The following is a 14,079-nucleotide window of genomic DNA, read 5'->3' as shown; positions in this document are numbered from 1 at the left end:
ATTCAAGCGGCGGCTCTTACGTCGAACTCGAAATGGATATTTTCGTAGGGAAATTCGATCCCCTTGTCGGAACGCTCGACAACGCCGGAATTGATGAGAGTGGTTACGTCGCGATGAACGGCCTGCACATCGCGGCCGACACGACGCGCGAGTTCCCTGATCGACAATGCGCCCTGTCCGGCCAATGTCTTGACGAGAGCGAGACGGGACGGGGCGAGGATGCGGTGCATATCCTCATAACTGGCGAAATTGAGAGTGGAATTGGCCTCGGGGTCTTTTCCCTCCGAGGCGAGCTTGGCGGCAACTGCGATCCTGTTGCGGATATCGTCCATGCCGCCCAACCGAACAATGAGTGTATTCATAGGGCCATCCTTTCAATGTCCTGCTGGAAAGCGATCAGGAGGTCATCCAGCGATGAAAAGGTAATTGGCTCCTCGTGCTCTCCGACGTGGCGATGGTCGCCTTTGCCTCGCTCATTGTCGTAACGGAGAACACATTCGCCTTTCACCACGAGGGCGAGCCGATACTTGTACAGGTGAGCGCTGCCCGGAACCGGCGCGGGAACCTGCCAAATGACGATTTCAAAGAACGCCTCTTCGCTTAACAACGGAATTTTGTGTTGTCAACGGAAACAACACTCCTTTGTCGAAAGGGACCAGCCGCGCGGAAAACCCGGCCAGCGCCATCGATCTACCTGCGTCACCGCGTCCGCGTGGTCCGAAGGCGGCAAGCTCCTGCTTGTCCGTATCGTCACTCGCGCCGGGAATAAATCCATAGCCCTCCGTGTCTTATCCTCGAACCCGCCCGTGCGAGGTTCTGCGTTGAAGACATCTTGAGGAGGAAACCCATGAGAACGCTTGCGTTGACCATCGCCATTTCCCTTGGCACGGCCGCCGCCGCCTTCGCCGCTCCGCCGGTGAAAACGGTCGAATCAGAAAAAGGCCCTGTGCTCGCCGCCGAGAACGGAATGACGCTCTACACCTACAAGGACGACCAGAAAGGCGTCTCCGCCTGCTATGATGCCTGCGCCAAGAATTGGCCGCCCTTCATGGTGGAAGGCGATGCAGCGGCCGAGGGTGCCTATTCGATCGTTGAGCGAAAGGACGGCACCAAGCAATGGGCGAAGGACGGAATGCCGCTTTATTTCTGGGTAAAGGACGAGAAGATGGGTGACGTTACCGGCGACGGGGTGAAGGGCGAATGGGATGTCGCACGGCCCTGACGGTCCGGAAACAGGGGCGCGGGCCGATCCCGCCGCCCCTGATGCTTTCGAGGAAGAGGTCCTGGAATTGATGCCGGCGCTCAGGCGCTATTCGCGCAGCCTCGCCCACTCCGATCCCGACGGCGAAGATCTGTTGCAGGACTGCGTCGAGAAAGTGCTCGCAAGACGTGAACAATGGCGGGGCGTGAACTTGCGCGCCTGGGCCTTCACCATCATGACCAATCTTTTCCGCAACGGCCACCGCCGCCGCGCCCAGCATCCCGAAGTGGAGTTCGACGAGGCGCTCGGCCTTCGTGCGGAGGAGGACAATGCGGATCCCCTGGAGCGGCAACGCCTGATGCGCGGGCTCGAGCGGCTCTCGGCCGACAACCGAGCCGTCTTGATGCTCGTCGTCATAGAGGGTTATCGCTACCAGGACGTGGCCGACATGATGGAAATCCCGATCGGGACGGTGATGTCCCGCCTCTCCCGGGCCCGCCGCCAGCTTGCCGAAGCGATGAAGGACGATAACGTGATCGCCCTGCGGAGACCGAAATGACCGACGAATTCGAAACCGTCTCCGAAGACGAACTGCACGCCTATGTGGATGGCCAATTGAGCCCACCGGAGCGCGAACGCATCGCATCCTGGTTGGAAAGGCACCCGGCAAGGGGCGAAGAGGTGCGCCAGTGGCAGGCCCAGGCGGCGGCACTGAAACAGAATTTCGCCTCCTATGCCCGCAGCGGCGAGAACGATCGCGCGTTGGTAACGGCCCGCCGTTCGGGAGGAAGCACCGGTCTCGCATCACCCGCGCCCACGCTGCGGCGCCTCGCCGCCGGATTTCTGATCTTCGCGGCAGGCGCGCTCGCCGGCGCCTACGCACGCGATCTCATCGTCCCGCAATCGCAATTGGCCGCCGCGGCCTCCGAGGCTCTCCCCCGGCAGGCGCAGTCGGCTTTCCTGATCTATGCCAGCGAAGTGCGCCACCCCGTGGAGGTCGGCGCCGGCGAGCGGGATCATCTCGCCACATGGCTCGGCAAGCGTCTCGACTACGCGCTGAAAATCCCCGATCTTTCGTCGCTCGGCTTCTCGCTCGTCGGAGGACGGCTCATCCCGGTCAATGGCAAGGCAGGCGCGATGCTGATGTATGAAGACGGGACCGGCGGGCGGCTGACGGTGCTTCTCGGCCGCAACACCGAGAACCGCGAAACGAGCTTCCGGATCGCCAGCCAGGGAAATGTCGAGACGTTCTACTGGATCGACGGTGAAATCGGCTATGCCGTCACCGGCGAAGTACCGCGCGAGCTGCTGCAGAAGGTTGCCGACGAATGTTATCGCCAGTTCGAGGGATCAGAGAGCTCTTGATGGAACGGCGGGTGATGCTTCAACGCAGAGGATCGTTCGCGAGCGCAATCGGCGTTCCGTGCGGCGTCGCTTCCGCTGCGCGCTGCCAGCTGCCGACCAGCGCTTCCAGTTCGGGACCGGAAGCGATGGAGAGTTCCGTCACCAGGCGGCTCAGCGCCGCAACCCAGCAATCGTAATAGTCGCTGCCGTCCGCCCTGCGGCCGGGCTTGTAGAGCTCGGCCGAAAGCGCTTCCGCCCATTCGCTCCATGAAAATACGCCCTGCTCATGAAGCCGCACGGTCATGGCGAAGGCTACCGCCTGCCAGGGCTCGGCAAAGACGGGGTCGCCCTCGCGCGATTTCGGCAGTTCCGCCGAAGCCAGAAGCGGGGAACGGGGAAGAGCAGGCGTCGATCTAAGCGTGTTCAAGATAGCTCTCCCAGGCATCGATGGAGACGGTAAGCGTCGGGTCCGCGCCCTCACCCCAGATCTCGCCGGCATCGAAGACCACCGTGTAGAGCCATTGCGGGTTCTCGCCCTTGCCGTGGGCGTTGTCGTCCGGGAAGACGAAGCTGCCCTGCACGGCCTCCACCACGCCTGTCCGGGCGCGGGCGTAGCGCGGCAGGCGCGTGTGGCTCTCCGGATTGAAGTTCTTCGTACGCACACTGTCGCCGGCGGCAAAGCGCGGCGGCGCTTCGACCGGCCGGTCGCATGGCCCGCCCTTGGCGAGCACGCCGGCCACCATGTCCGCTGTGAGCACCCGTTTCGGCTCCCGCCCCTTGTCGAGCATATGGCCGGCATCGAGCTCGGCCTGCGTCACGAAGCCATGGCGCTTGAGAAGCGTTTCCAGGGCTCGAGTCCAGATTTCATAATAGCTCGCGGAGAGATAGGTCGCCGGGGCCAGGCTTTCGCGCGCGTGCCGGCTTTCGTCCAGCGTCCAGGCACCGAAAGCGCCACAGGAAAGCGTGATGCCGAGCGCCCGCTTCTCCCACTCTGCATGGAAAATGGGCTCATTGCGTTCCGGAGCGATCGGGCCCATGCCATGCTGGCCGCCGAGATCATGCGGACCGTTCATCGCACATCCTCCGGCGAAAGGGCGAGCCCGGTGCCGATCATGGAATCGCGCGTCACGAGCTCCGCCAGGGCGTCCTCGCCGAAGCCGTCGGTCCCTTCCGGCCGCTCGGGCACGACGAGGTAGCGGAGCTCGGCCGTCGAATCCCAGACGCGGACCTTCTTTTCAGCCGACAGCTCGAGCCCGAATTCGGCAAGCACGCCGCGGGGATCGATGACGGCGCGCGAACGATAGGGCGGCGCCTTGTACCAGACCGGCGGCAGCCCCAGCACTGCCCAGGGATAGCAGGAGCACAGCGTACAGACGATGAGGTTGTGCGTCTCGGACGTGTTGAACACCGCACGCATGTGCTCGCCCTGGCGCCCGGTAAAACCGAGGCTGGCGATCGCCGCGGTCGCGTCGCGTTTCAGCCAATCGGCAAAACTCGGATCGCTCCAGGCCTTGGCGACGACGCGTGCGCCGTTTCGCGGTCCCACCTTCGTCTCGTACGCGTCGACGATCGCGTCGATCGCCGCAGGATCGATCAAACCCTTTTCCGTCAGCACCGTCTCCAACGCTTTTACCCGGGCTTCCATGTCGGTCAGGTGGTTGTCGTGGTGATGGCCGTGATCGTCGCCATGCCCATGATGATGTTCGGACATTCCTGGCTCCTCTACAGAAGGCTGCTGATCTTAATGCATTGACCCTAAAACGTCGCGTGTCGGCCGACTACCTGAGCATCGGCCAAAGGCTGACGACGAGCAAGACGGCCATGGTGATGTTGAACCATTTGAGTCGCGCAGGTTCCGAGAGCCATTGCCTGAGGGCCGAGCCGAAACCCGCCCAGGTCGAGACGCTCGGCACGTTGACGAGCGCGAAGACGAGGCCGACGACGAGCACGCTCATGAGATAGCTGTCGCTGCTCGTATAGGTGGCCATGGCCGAAACCGCCATTACCCAGGCCTTCGGATTGACCCATTGGAAAGCAGCCGCCTGCAGGAAGGTCATCGGCACCGCATTCGCCCTCCCTTCGCCGAGCGAGCGCGACGTGCCGATTTTCCAGGCGATCCAGACGAGATAGGCGCCGCCGGCGAACTTCAGGGCCGTATAGAGGAGCGGCACGGAATGAAGCAGTGCGCCGAGACCGAGCCCCACGGCAATGAGAAGAACGAAGAAGCCGATGCCGATCCCCAGCATATGCGGAATCGTGCGCACGAAACCGAAGTTCACGCCCGAGGCGAACAGCATCATGTTGTTCGGTCCGGGCGTGATCGATGTCGTGAAGGCAAACAGGAACAGCGCCAGAAGCGTATCCAGTTGCATGAGTTCCTCCAAAGCCGCGGGTCTGCCGAGGACGCCGCTGCAAACCTGGGATTCGCATCGAGCAATCTCCCCGGGCGGCGCCCCTACAGCGCCGCGCGTCTGTAGCACTTTGATCTGCTGCATGTTTCCTTTGATCGGTTACGATCAAAGGAAACATGCAGCAGTGGGTCAAGCTAGCTGACCCAAATGCAACCGCCACCCAAATCTTGTCACGGTGACAAACCGAAAGCTGGGGATGCTGCGCCGGCTTGACCCCTAACGTTTTCCATGGGATAGCCACGCCATGTGTGAACATGACACCCACATTGTCGCCCGGTTCGCCGGCATCCCAACAGGCGGGATGCAGGGGCTTCGCACACGCTGACAACAGCGCCGCGCGTCTATTGCACGCGCAAGCACGCGTAACCCCGCAGCCTCGCCCAAGCGGACGGGGCTTTCTTCTACTGCATGTTTCCTTTGATCGTATTCGATTAAAGGACAAAAACATGCGGCAGATCAAAGTGCTACAGCGACCTTTGCGCGTCTGATAAGACGCGCGGCGCTGTAGTTCAGGCGCCCGTCCATCGGCATCATGGAGATGGAAAATGGCACAGAACGTTTACGACAGACCCGAATTCTTCACCGGCTACAGTCAACTCGGGCGATCCCTGCATGGACTCGCCGGCGCTGCCGAATGGCCCGCAATCCGCGCAATGCTGCCCGATCTCAGGGACTTGCGCGTCCTGGATCTCGGCTGCGGCTTCGGCTGGTTCGCCCGCTGGGCGCGGGAGAACGGCGCGGCTCATGTCCTTGGCCTCGACCTCTCCGAGAAAATGATCGCACGCGCGCGGCAAGAGACGGAGGATCCTTCAGTCGAGTATCGAATCGCCGACCTCGAGCATCTGGTTCTGCCCGAAGCGAGCTTCGGCTTCGCCTACAGCTCGCTCGCCTTCCATTACATCGAAGACTTCGACCGGTTGGTGCGAACGATCCATAGGAGTCTCCTGCCCGGATCGCATTTCGTCTTCACCATCGAACACCCGGTCTACATGGCCCCGACGAACCCTGGCTGGTCCACGGACGCCGAGGGCCGCCGCATCTGGCCGCTCGACCGCTACTCGGTCGAAGGAAAGCGAGTCACCGACTGGCTCGCCAAGGGCGTCGTCAAGTATCACCGTACGCTCGGCACGACATTGAACACCCTGATTGCAGCCGGTTTCGCGATCCGCCGCGTTCAGGAGTGGAGCCCGACCGCCGATGAGATCGCCCGCAATCCGGACCTTGCGGAAGAGGTCGACCGGCCGATGATGCTGTTCGTTGCCGCACAAAGGTAGGAGTCGGCCGCGCGGGATGCGCGAGTAGTGTTTGCGATCGCTTCGCGCCGCCCTATTGGATAGGGCAAGCGCCGAATTCAAGAAACATGCCGTAAGGTCCGGCTACTTTCGCTTCTGCGCCTTGCCCTTCTTGGCGGGAGCGGCAACTGGATTTGCCGCCTCCTCGGCCTCTTTCTCCAGCCGCATCTGTTTGAGGCGAGCCGTCTTCTTCACACGCGCTGCAGCCTCCTGCTCGATAATGGCGCGTGACGCAATTGTGGCCTGATCCGCGCGATCCGCAGGGTTCTTCTTCTCGGCCTTGAAAATGCGGTTGCCGACGTCCTTCATGCGAGATCCTCCATCAAATTTCAGCCAATAAAAAAGGCCGGGACAGGCCCGACCTTCCTCATCATCTCAACCCGCCGCGCCAGTACATCCGTGGTCACGGGCGGGGAGACAATAATGTCATGAAGTGCCGTGTTAGGGCACAAACGCGCGATCCGTTCAGAGAGCGCGAAGGTTGTCCGCCGAGGTCTTGCCCGAGCGCCGATCCTGCGTCAGCTCGAAGCTTACCTTCTGCCCGTCTTTCAGCGTGGACAGGCCGGCGCGTTCAACCGCCGAAATATGGACGAACACGTCAGCGGCGCCGTCATCTGGCTGGATGAAACCGAAGCCCTTGGTGCTGTTGAACCACTTTACCGTTCCAGAAGCCACGTCGATGTCCTTTCAATAGCCATGGAAAACCGCCACCGCATAAAAACGGTGTATCAAAACCGATGTTGTCAGGATTTTCGTGACGATGCGCCTTGGCGCAGAAACAAATATCGTCGATCAATATCGATACCGAGCTATGTAGGTCATCATTGTGTTTCTTACAAGGCACAATTTCATTTTCTTTCAAGAGAAGACTATCGGCGCGACCGCAGGCGGCGCCCCGGCCAAGGCAGCAATGCTGCAACTAGCTTGTGGACTTTCCCCCAACGGGCCTTAAATCTCCGCACTGGACCAACTCTCAGGACAATCCCCCATGCACGATCCGATCCCGACCATCGCTTTTCCGGACGGCCGTAAGGTTCCCGCGCTCGGCCAGGGGACATGGCGGATGGGTGAAAACCGCGCGAAGTCCGCCGACGAAGTCCGCAGCCTGCAAACCGGGCTCGATCTCGGCATGACGCTGATCGACACTGCAGAGATGTACGGCGACGGCGCTGCCGAACGTATCGTGGGAGAAGCGATCAAGGGTCGGCGCGACGAGGCATTCGTCGTCAGCAAGGTGCTGCCCTCCAACGCCAGCCGGGCGGGTACGGTTGCCGCCTGCGAACGCAGCCTGCGCAATCTCGGCATCGACTGCGTCGACCTTTACCTTCTGCACTGGCGCGGCGGCTATCCGCTCGCCGAGACCGTCGCCGCTTTCGAAGAGCTGAAGAAGGCCGGCAAGATCCGTGCCTGGGGCGTCTCCAATTTCGACGTCGACGACATGGAGGAACTGTCGGCCGTTCCTGACGGCGGCAACGTCGCGGCCAATCAGGTGCTCTACAATCTCGCCCGCCGCGGCATCGAATTCGACCTGCTGCCCCGGTGCCGCGATCAAGGCGTGCCGGTCATGGCCTATTCACCGCTCGACGAGGGCCGCCTTCTGCATGACGCCGATCTGATTCACATCGCCAAGGCGCATCAGGCGACGCCCGCCCAGGTGGCACTCGCCTTTTTGAAGACGTGTTCTGGCGTCATCTCGATCCCGAAGACCGGTTCGCCCGAACGCGCCCGCGAAAACAGCGACGCGATGGATATCCACCTGACGACGGAAAATCTCGCCGAACTCGACCGCCACTTCCCGCCGCCGAGGAGGAAGACGCGGCTGGAGGTGATTTGAGGAGCGATCATGGCGAGCGTTGCCCCGATTGCCCCTCATCCGCCTGCCGGCACCTTCTCCCCGCAAGCGGGGCGAAGGGACAAGCCTCGAACTCTCGCTCCAAAGTACCCTCTCCCCGCGCGCGGGGAGAGGGCTAGTCCTCGGGTTAAACCCGAGGAGAGGGGCAGTCACAGGTACAGAACGTCTCTGTTGCGGTTGAGGGAGCTTCTTCACATCCCCTGGGGCCCGCGGTTCATCGCGGCGATGCCGGTGCGGCAGACTTCGATCAGCCCGAGCGGCTTCATGATGGCGATGAACTGCTCGATCTTGGAAGGCTTGCCGGTGATCTCGAAGACGAAGTGATCGATATTGGCGTCGATGACCGAGGCGCGGAAGGCGTCGGCGAGTCTGAGCGCCTCCACCCGATGTTCGCCCGAGCCGTGTACCTTGACGAGCGCCAGTTCACGCTCGATCGGCCGCTCATGGCCGAGGCCGGCGGCGCGGACCGTGAGATCCACGACCCGGTGCACCGGCACCAGACGTTCGAGCTGGTTCTTGATCTGCTCGAGCACGTGCGGCGTGCCGCGGGTCACGATGGTGATGCGCGACAGATGAGCCTCGTGCTCCGTCTCGGAGACCGTCAGGCTCTCGATATTGTAGCCGCGGCCGGAGAAAAGGCCGATGACGCGGGCGAGCACGCCCGGCTCGTTGTCGACCAGAACGGAAAGGGTGTGCGTTTCCGCAAGCTCCGTTTCCTTGGCGATGAAGTAGGCGGAGCCCGTCGGCTGAAGATGTGCATTCATTTTCCTGTTCCTACCCTTGTCCTCAAACGAGCTGGCGGCCCTTGGCGTCGATGGCGTTGGCGACCACCTCGTCCGTGGCCTCGTCGGGGAGCAGCATTTCGTTATGCGCCTTGCCCGAAGGGATCATCGGGAAGCAGTTGGCGAGATTGGCGACGCGGCAGTCGAAGATGACCGGAGCCGGAGTGTCGATCATCTGCCGGATCGCATCGTCGAGCTCTCCCGGCTTTTCGCAACGGATGCCGACGCCGCCATAGGCCTCGGCGAGCTTGACGAAGTCAGGCATCGCCTCGGTGTAGGAATGCGACAGGCGGTTGCCGTGCAGGAGTTGCTGCCACTGCCGGACCATGCCCATATATTGGTTGTTCAGGATGAAGATCTTGACCGGCAGGCCGTACTGAACCGCACACGACATCTCCTGGATGCACATCTGGATCGAGGCGTCGCCGGCGATGTCGATGACGAGGCTCTCCGGATGCGCGACCTGGACGCCGACCGCGGCCGGGAATCCGTAGCCCATGGTCCCGAGGCCGCCCGAGGTCATCCAGCGGTTCGGCTCTTCGAAGCCGAAGAACTGCGCGGCCCACATCTGGTGCTGGCCGACCTCGGTGGTGATGTAGGTGTCGCGGTCCTTGGTGAGCTCGTATAGCCGCTGGATCGCATATTGCGGCATGATGACGTCGGCACTCGGCGTATAGGCCAGAGAGTTGCGCGCCCGCCACTTGGAGATCGACTTCCACCAGTCGCCAAGCCGCGTCTGGTCGACCGTCTTGGCCGCAGCCCGCCACAGGCGAATCATGTCCTCGAGAACAGCGGCGACATCGCCGATGATCGGAACGTCGACGCGGACGTTCTTATTGATCGAGGACGGGTCGATGTCGATGTGGATCTTCTTGGAGTTGGGCGAGAAGGCATTGAGCCGGCCGGTGATCCGGTCGTCGAAGCGCGCGCCGATGCAGATCATGACGTCGCAATCATGCATCGCCAGGTTGGCTTCGTAGGTCCCGTGCATGCCGAGCATGCCGAGCCAGTTTTTGCCGGAGGCAGGATAGGCGCCGAGGCCCATCAGGGTCGACGTGATCGGGAAGCCGGTGAGCTCGACCAGCTCGCGCAGGAAATGCGCGGCTTGCGGCCCGGAATTGATGACGCCGCCGCCCGAATAGATGACCGGCTGGCGCGCCGTTTTCATGAGCGCGACCGCCTCCTCGATCTTCTTCAGGTCCCCTTGGGTCTTCGGCTGGTAGCTCTTCTGCGTCGGAACGGCCGAAGGCGGCGTATAGGTGCCGGTTGCGAACTGGACGTCCTTCGGAATGTCGACGACGACCGGACCCGGACGGCCGGACTGAGCGACGCGGAAAGCCTCATGGATGACGCGGGCGAGCTCGTTGACGTCCCTGACCAGCCAGTTGTGCTTGGTACAGGGCCGCGTGATGCCGATCGTGTCGCATTCCTGGAAGGCGTCCGAACCGATCAGCGACGTCGGTACCTGCCCCGAGATGCAGACGAGCGGGATCGAGTCCATCAGCGCGTCCTGCAGCGGCGTGACCGCATTGGTCGCTCCCGGGCCGGAAGTCACCAGCATGACGCCGACCTTGCCGGTGGAGCGGGCATAACCTTCGGCCATGTGGCCGGCGCCCTGCTCGTGGCGGACGAGGATGTGCTGGATATCCTCCTGCTGGAAAATCTCGTCGTAGATCGGGAGCACGGCACCGCCGGGATAGCCGAAGATGTGTTCGACGCCATTGTCTTTCAAAGCCTGGAGAACGATCTCCGCGCCCGTCATCTGGTTCTCAGTTCCGCTCATTGGCCTGCTTCCGTCCCTCGTTCAGGTTTGGGTGAATAACGTGTTTGAAGGCATAAAAAAAGGCCCCGTCAGGAGCCTCGTTCAGCGCATGGGTGGCTACCGCCGGATGGTTACACCACCCTGCCCATGCGCCGTCCCACCACAAGAATAACCGCGAAATTTTTCATGGGGCGATTTGTTAAACGGAAATTCCCCATCCGTCAACGGCTTTGGCGTGACCTGATCGGCAAGGCTTGTGAGCAACCAGTTATTAAACCGCAGCCGCTATCCTGGGACCAGCAAGGAAACAAGCGCCGGATTTCGGTGCGCATCCTGCTGTGATTGGCGTTTTCGCCCGAGGTGCTGCGTTGCTCGAAAGTGGAAATCAATCGGCGCCTCGCGCCGCCGAGACGGATCGCCGCGATACGTTGAAGCCCGGCAATCGATTTCTCGGGCGGGTCGTCGCCTGCAACGGCTCGCGCGCCACGATCGCGGCGGTCGCCGAAAATGGCGAGACTTCGCTCACCGAGCTCTGGTCGGTCGGCAAACTGGTTTCGATTTCCGTCGGCACCAACCGTGTCGTCGCCCTCGTTTATTCGATGCAGACCATTTCCGAGGGTTGGGGCGAAGAGGTCAACAACACTTTCCGCATCGAAGTGGAATTGATGGGCGAGGTTCATGTCGGTCCGGATGGGCGGGAAGAGTTTTCCGCCGGCATCAGCCGCTATCCCTATCTCGGAGCGATTGCCCACCGCATCCGCGTGAGCGATCTCGCCCGCATCTACGACTCCGGTCAATCGGACAGTTGCGTCATCGGCAAGCTGACGCAGGACGAAAGCCTCGACGCCACCATCCATGTACCTTCCATGCTTTCCAAGCACTTTGCGATCGTCGGCACCACCGGCGTCGGCAAGTCGACCGCCGTGACACTGCTCCTGAACAAGGCGATCGCCGCCGACCCGAAGCTGCGTGTGCTGATCCTCGATCCGCACAACGAGTTCGCCGCCGCCTTTCCGGACCAGGCGGTGGTCATCGACACGGATACGCTCGACCTCCCCTTCTGGTTCTTCCGGCTCGAGGAGTTGGCCGAGGTCATCTTTCGTGGGCGCCCGCCGGTGCCGGACGAGCTCGATATCCTGCGCGACGTCATCGCGGACGCAAAAAAGGCGTTCAAGGGCGGCGAATCCGGCCTGATGCGGCGGCAGACGGAAAAGAGCTCGATCACCGCAGATACGCCCGTCCCGTACCGCATCGCCGACCTCCTGGCGCTGATCGATGAGCGCATCGGCCGGCTGGAGGGGCGCAACGACAAGCCGTACCTGCGCTCCCTCAAGGTCAGGATCGTCTCCGCAGTCAACGATCCGCGCTACCATTTCATGTTCTCGCAGAACACGATCACGGACACGATCGAGGACACGATTGCAAAGATCTTCCGCATTCCGGGCGACGGCAAGCCGATCGCCACCTTCGAGCTTGCCGGGATCCCTTCGGAAGTCGTCAATTCCCTCGCCTCCGTGCTCTGCCGCATGGCCTTCGAGATAGGCCTCTGGGGCAATGGCGCCATCCATATGCTGGTCGTTTGCGAAGAGGCGCACCGCTATGTGCCGGCCGATCCGTCGCTCGGCTTTGTGCCGACACGTCAGGCTATTGCACGGATCGCCAAGGAGGGTCGCAAATACGGAGTCTCGCTCGGCATCATCACCCAGCGGCCGGGCGAGCTCGATCCGACGATCCTGTCGCAATGCTCGACGGTCTTCGCCATGCGGCTCGCCAATGATCGCGACCAGGAAATCATCCGCTCGGCGATCGCCAATTCATCGATCTCCACCACCAGCTTCATTTCGTCGATCGGCAACGGCGAGGCAATCGCCTTCGGCGAGGCGGTCGCAGTACCGATGCGCATGCGCTTTGCCCGCGTCGACGATGCGCGGTTGCCCCGCGCCCACGGCATCACCGACAAGGTTGACGACGACGCGCCGCCCCTCGCCGACCTCCGTTCGATCGTCAGCCGAATGCGTGCCGTGAACGGTCCCGACATATCGAGTTTCCAACAGAGCTATCTGGCGTCACAGACGAAGCAGGCGCCGGTGCTCGAGGACGACAACTGGAGCGGGACAGGCACCGGAACCGAGGTCGCGGACTCCCTTTCGCGACGATACCCCGCATTCGAGCCCTATAGCCCCGACATGCTTCCCCGCTCGTCCGAGCCGGGAAACCCGGAGATCGAACGCTTCAGCCGGATCCGCGAGCAGGTCCTGTCCGGAGAGGCGGAGAGGCTATCGGGCCGACCCGCCAAGGCGCCCGGCCAATCGGATGCGGGCTTCGGCAAGCCGGCACCGCGTCAGGAGGGGTCGCTTCGCGAAAGCCTGCTCAGGCGACCACTCGGCAGCCTTATCCGCAAATGACGCAGAAGCGGACGGTACGGCGTGTCCCGGCAGCTGAACCTGCGCTGATTGCAATTTTGGATCCGGGGGCTCTTCTCAAGCGTTGAGGTGACGTCAAGGCGAGGAGACGACCATGGACGACAATGACGCATGGAGAAACGAGCGGCGGCTCTGGCTCGAGGGTTCCGATCCTTATCGCGAATTGCTGGACGAAGACTGCATCATGGCATTCCCTGCGCCGGTCGGTCTGCTGCGCGGAAGATCGGTCATAATCCGAAGTCTCCAGGGAATTCCGCGGTGGGAACATCTCACGATCAGCGAGAAGGTCATGAGCCGGATCGGCGAGAACTTTATCGTACTCGGCTATCTTGCGGACGCGCGACGCGCGGAAGGCAGGCCTTATGCGGCCTGTTGCACCTCGACCTACCACGGCGTCGGAGCAGACTGGAAGCTCATTCAACACCAGCACACGCCGGTCGATTGACCTGCAGCACCGCAAGCCTTCGCCTCGGTTGCGGAGCGAATTGGGATGAAAATCATGGAAGAGATTTTGAGGCACTTCTTCGAGCGCTACGAGAGCATGGCCAATCAGGTCCTTGCGGGGACGCTTCCGGTCGGAAATACGACCTCCGCCTTCGCCTCGGACTTTATCGCCGCCTCGCCGGCCGGAGTAATGACGGGGAAAAACGACGAAACCCTGACGGCTTCCATGGAAAAGGGCTACGCCCGCTATCGCGCGATCGGCACCAGGGAATTGAAGATCCGCAAAACCACTGTCACTCCGATCGATGCGCTGCATTTTCTCGTACAGGTTGATTGGCGCTCCGTCTTCGACGCGGAGGAACAGCCGAATGTCACCATCGATTTCGAGGTCCATTACCTCGTTCAACTGCGTGACGGGGAGCCGAAGATTTTCGGCTGGATCAGCGGCGACGAAGAGGCGGTATTGAAGGAGCACGGCATCGACTGATGCTGCTGATGCCGCTTCAGACCGCAGCATAAGGATTGCAATCTCTCTCCCCCGTCATCTCTATGCTTGTCACAGGGATGG

At 62.0% G+C, this 14,079-nt stretch carries 18 protein-coding genes; 8 read left to right on the top strand and 10 right to left on the bottom strand.

The window, feature by feature from the left end; all coding sequences use genetic code 11:
- Positions 1-2: 2 nt before the first annotated feature.
- Positions 3-362 carry an HVO_A0114 family putative DNA-binding protein gene (locus M1D34_RS04605; protein ID WP_027992346.1) on the bottom strand — a complete coding sequence of 120 codons (360 nt, stop codon included), beginning with the start codon at positions 360-362 and terminating at the stop codon, positions 3-5.
- Positions 359-613 carry a toxin-antitoxin system TumE family protein gene (locus tag M1D34_RS04600; protein WP_498781690.1) on the bottom strand — a complete coding sequence of 85 codons (255 nt, stop codon included), beginning with the start codon at positions 611-613 and terminating at the stop codon, positions 359-361. The genes M1D34_RS04605 and M1D34_RS04600 overlap by 4 nt, the downstream gene beginning before the upstream one ends.
- 234 nt (positions 614-847) lie before the next feature.
- Between M1D34_RS04600 and M1D34_RS04595 the strand changes: the two genes are divergently transcribed.
- From M1D34_RS04595 to M1D34_RS04585, 3 genes are read left to right on the top strand one after another with little or no spacing between them, the layout of a single operon-like run.
- Positions 848-1,222 (top strand): COG4315 family predicted lipoprotein, encoded by a 375-nt coding sequence (locus M1D34_RS04595; protein WP_003533842.1) that lies wholly within the window; start codon positions 848-850, stop codon positions 1,220-1,222.
- A complete protein-coding gene (locus tag M1D34_RS04590; protein WP_003533844.1) occupies positions 1,206-1,760 on the top strand; it encodes an RNA polymerase sigma factor in 555 nt (184 codons plus the stop codon). Before M1D34_RS04595 ends, M1D34_RS04590 begins: the two co-directional genes overlap by 17 nt.
- Positions 1,757-2,566: an anti-sigma factor family protein gene (locus tag M1D34_RS04585; RefSeq protein WP_003533846.1), complete on the top strand. Its 810-nt coding sequence runs from the start codon at positions 1,757-1,759 to the stop codon at positions 2,564-2,566. Before M1D34_RS04590 ends, M1D34_RS04585 begins: the two co-directional genes overlap by 4 nt.
- A gap of 19 nt (positions 2,567-2,585) precedes the next feature.
- Here M1D34_RS04585 and M1D34_RS04580 read toward each other — a convergent pair whose 3' ends face one another.
- The 4 genes from M1D34_RS04580 to M1D34_RS04565 form a co-directional block, all read right to left on the bottom strand.
- The gene (locus tag M1D34_RS04580) at positions 2,586-2,972 is read right to left on the bottom strand and encodes a nitrile hydratase accessory protein (protein ID WP_318880231.1); all 387 of its coding nucleotides are present in this window, start codon (positions 2,970-2,972) and stop codon (positions 2,586-2,588) included.
- Positions 2,959-3,618, bottom strand: a complete 660-nt coding sequence (nthB, locus tag M1D34_RS04575) for a nitrile hydratase subunit beta (protein WP_498780894.1) — start codon at positions 3,616-3,618, stop codon at positions 2,959-2,961. Before nthB ends, M1D34_RS04580 begins: the two co-directional genes overlap by 14 nt.
- Positions 3,615-4,256, bottom strand: coding sequence for a nitrile hydratase subunit alpha (nthA, locus tag M1D34_RS04570; RefSeq protein WP_498780892.1), 642 nt, complete (start codon positions 4,254-4,256; stop codon positions 3,615-3,617). The genes nthB and nthA overlap by 4 nt, the downstream gene beginning before the upstream one ends.
- Positions 4,257-4,323: 67 nt before the next feature.
- Complete coding sequence (locus M1D34_RS04565) at positions 4,324-4,917, bottom strand: LysE family translocator (RefSeq protein WP_003533855.1); 594 nt, start codon at positions 4,915-4,917, stop codon at positions 4,324-4,326.
- Positions 4,918-5,501: 584 nt separating this feature from the next.
- Here M1D34_RS04565 and M1D34_RS04560 point away from each other — a divergent pair.
- Positions 5,502-6,230, top strand: a complete 729-nt coding sequence (locus tag M1D34_RS04560; protein WP_498780890.1) for a class I SAM-dependent methyltransferase — start codon at positions 5,502-5,504, stop codon at positions 6,228-6,230.
- A gap of 102 nt (positions 6,231-6,332) precedes the next feature.
- Here M1D34_RS04560 and M1D34_RS04555 read toward each other — a convergent pair whose 3' ends face one another.
- Together M1D34_RS04555 and M1D34_RS04550 are read right to left on the bottom strand one after the other, a co-directional pair.
- Entirely contained in the window at positions 6,333-6,557 is a 225-nt protein-coding gene (locus tag M1D34_RS04555) for a hypothetical protein (protein ID WP_003533858.1), read from the bottom strand.
- Between the two features lie 156 nt (positions 6,558-6,713).
- Positions 6,714-6,923: a cold-shock protein gene (locus M1D34_RS04550; RefSeq protein WP_003533862.1), complete on the bottom strand. Its 210-nt coding sequence runs from the start codon at positions 6,921-6,923 to the stop codon at positions 6,714-6,716.
- Positions 6,924-7,236: 313 nt separating this feature from the next.
- Here M1D34_RS04550 and M1D34_RS04545 point away from each other — a divergent pair, with 313 nt between their 5' ends.
- Positions 7,237-8,082, top strand: coding sequence for an aldo/keto reductase (locus tag M1D34_RS04545; protein ID WP_498780887.1), 846 nt, complete (start codon positions 7,237-7,239; stop codon positions 8,080-8,082).
- Between the two features lie 209 nt (positions 8,083-8,291).
- On the opposite strand, the gene ilvN is transcribed toward M1D34_RS04545, so the two are convergent.
- Complete coding sequence (gene ilvN / locus M1D34_RS04540; RefSeq protein ID WP_003534906.1) at positions 8,292-8,864, bottom strand: acetolactate synthase small subunit; 573 nt, start codon at positions 8,862-8,864, stop codon at positions 8,292-8,294.
- 22 nt (positions 8,865-8,886) lie between these two features.
- Positions 8,887-10,665, bottom strand: a complete 1,779-nt coding sequence (locus M1D34_RS04535) for an acetolactate synthase 3 large subunit (RefSeq protein ID WP_010969708.1) — start codon at positions 10,663-10,665, stop codon at positions 8,887-8,889.
- A 347-nt stretch (positions 10,666-11,012) separates the two neighbouring features.
- On the opposite strand from M1D34_RS04535, the gene M1D34_RS04530 reads away from it, so the two are divergent.
- From M1D34_RS04530 to M1D34_RS04520, 3 genes are all read left to right on the top strand, one after another.
- On the top strand, positions 11,013-13,049 hold the full coding sequence (locus tag M1D34_RS04530; RefSeq protein WP_498780883.1) for an ATP-binding protein: 2,037 nt from the start codon (positions 11,013-11,015) through the stop codon (positions 13,047-13,049).
- 112 nt (positions 13,050-13,161) lie between these two features.
- Complete coding sequence (locus M1D34_RS04525) at positions 13,162-13,512, top strand: hypothetical protein (protein ID WP_498780881.1); 351 nt, start codon at positions 13,162-13,164, stop codon at positions 13,510-13,512.
- Positions 13,513-13,557: 45 nt separating this feature from the next.
- Positions 13,558-13,998: a DUF6841 family protein gene (locus tag M1D34_RS04520; RefSeq protein WP_498780879.1), complete on the top strand. Its 441-nt coding sequence runs from the start codon at positions 13,558-13,560 to the stop codon at positions 13,996-13,998.
- The last annotated feature ends 81 nt before the right edge of the window (positions 13,999-14,079 follow it).

Source organism: Ensifer sp. D2-11, assembly GCF_054161295.1.
This window is presented reverse-complemented; position numbering and strand designations above follow the sequence as displayed.

Coding starts and splice junctions, on each gene's coding strand:
- M1D34_RS04565 (WP_003533855.1), bottom strand. CDS start 4,917: ATGCAACTGGATACGCTTCTGGCGCTGTTCCTGTTTGCCTTCACGACA.
- nthB (WP_498780894.1), bottom strand. CDS start 3,618: ATGAACGGTCCGCATGATCTCGGCGGCCAGCATGGCATGGGCCCGATC.
- M1D34_RS04545 (WP_498780887.1), top strand. CDS start 7,237: ATGCACGATCCGATCCCGACCATCGCTTTTCCGGACGGCCGTAAGGTT.
- ilvN (WP_003534906.1), bottom strand. CDS start 8,864: ATGAATGCACATCTTCAGCCGACGGGCTCCGCCTACTTCATCGCCAAG.
- M1D34_RS04525 (WP_498780881.1), top strand. CDS start 13,162: ATGGACGACAATGACGCATGGAGAAACGAGCGGCGGCTCTGGCTCGAG.
- M1D34_RS04560 (WP_498780890.1), top strand. CDS start 5,502: ATGGCACAGAACGTTTACGACAGACCCGAATTCTTCACCGGCTACAGT.
- M1D34_RS04590 (WP_003533844.1), top strand. CDS start 1,206: ATGTCGCACGGCCCTGACGGTCCGGAAACAGGGGCGCGGGCCGATCCC.
- nthA (WP_498780892.1), bottom strand. CDS start 4,256: ATGTCCGAACATCATCATGGGCATGGCGACGATCACGGCCATCACCAC.
- M1D34_RS04555 (WP_003533858.1), bottom strand. CDS start 6,557: ATGAAGGACGTCGGCAACCGCATTTTCAAGGCCGAGAAGAAGAACCCT.
- M1D34_RS04585 (WP_003533846.1), top strand. CDS start 1,757: ATGACCGACGAATTCGAAACCGTCTCCGAAGACGAACTGCACGCCTAT.
- M1D34_RS04595 (WP_003533842.1), top strand. CDS start 848: ATGAGAACGCTTGCGTTGACCATCGCCATTTCCCTTGGCACGGCCGCC.
- M1D34_RS04535 (WP_010969708.1), bottom strand. CDS start 10,665: ATGAGCGGAACTGAGAACCAGATGACGGGCGCGGAGATCGTTCTCCAG.
- M1D34_RS04520 (WP_498780879.1), top strand. CDS start 13,558: ATGAAAATCATGGAAGAGATTTTGAGGCACTTCTTCGAGCGCTACGAG.
- M1D34_RS04605 (WP_027992346.1), bottom strand. CDS start 362: ATGAATACACTCATTGTTCGGTTGGGCGGCATGGACGATATCCGCAAC.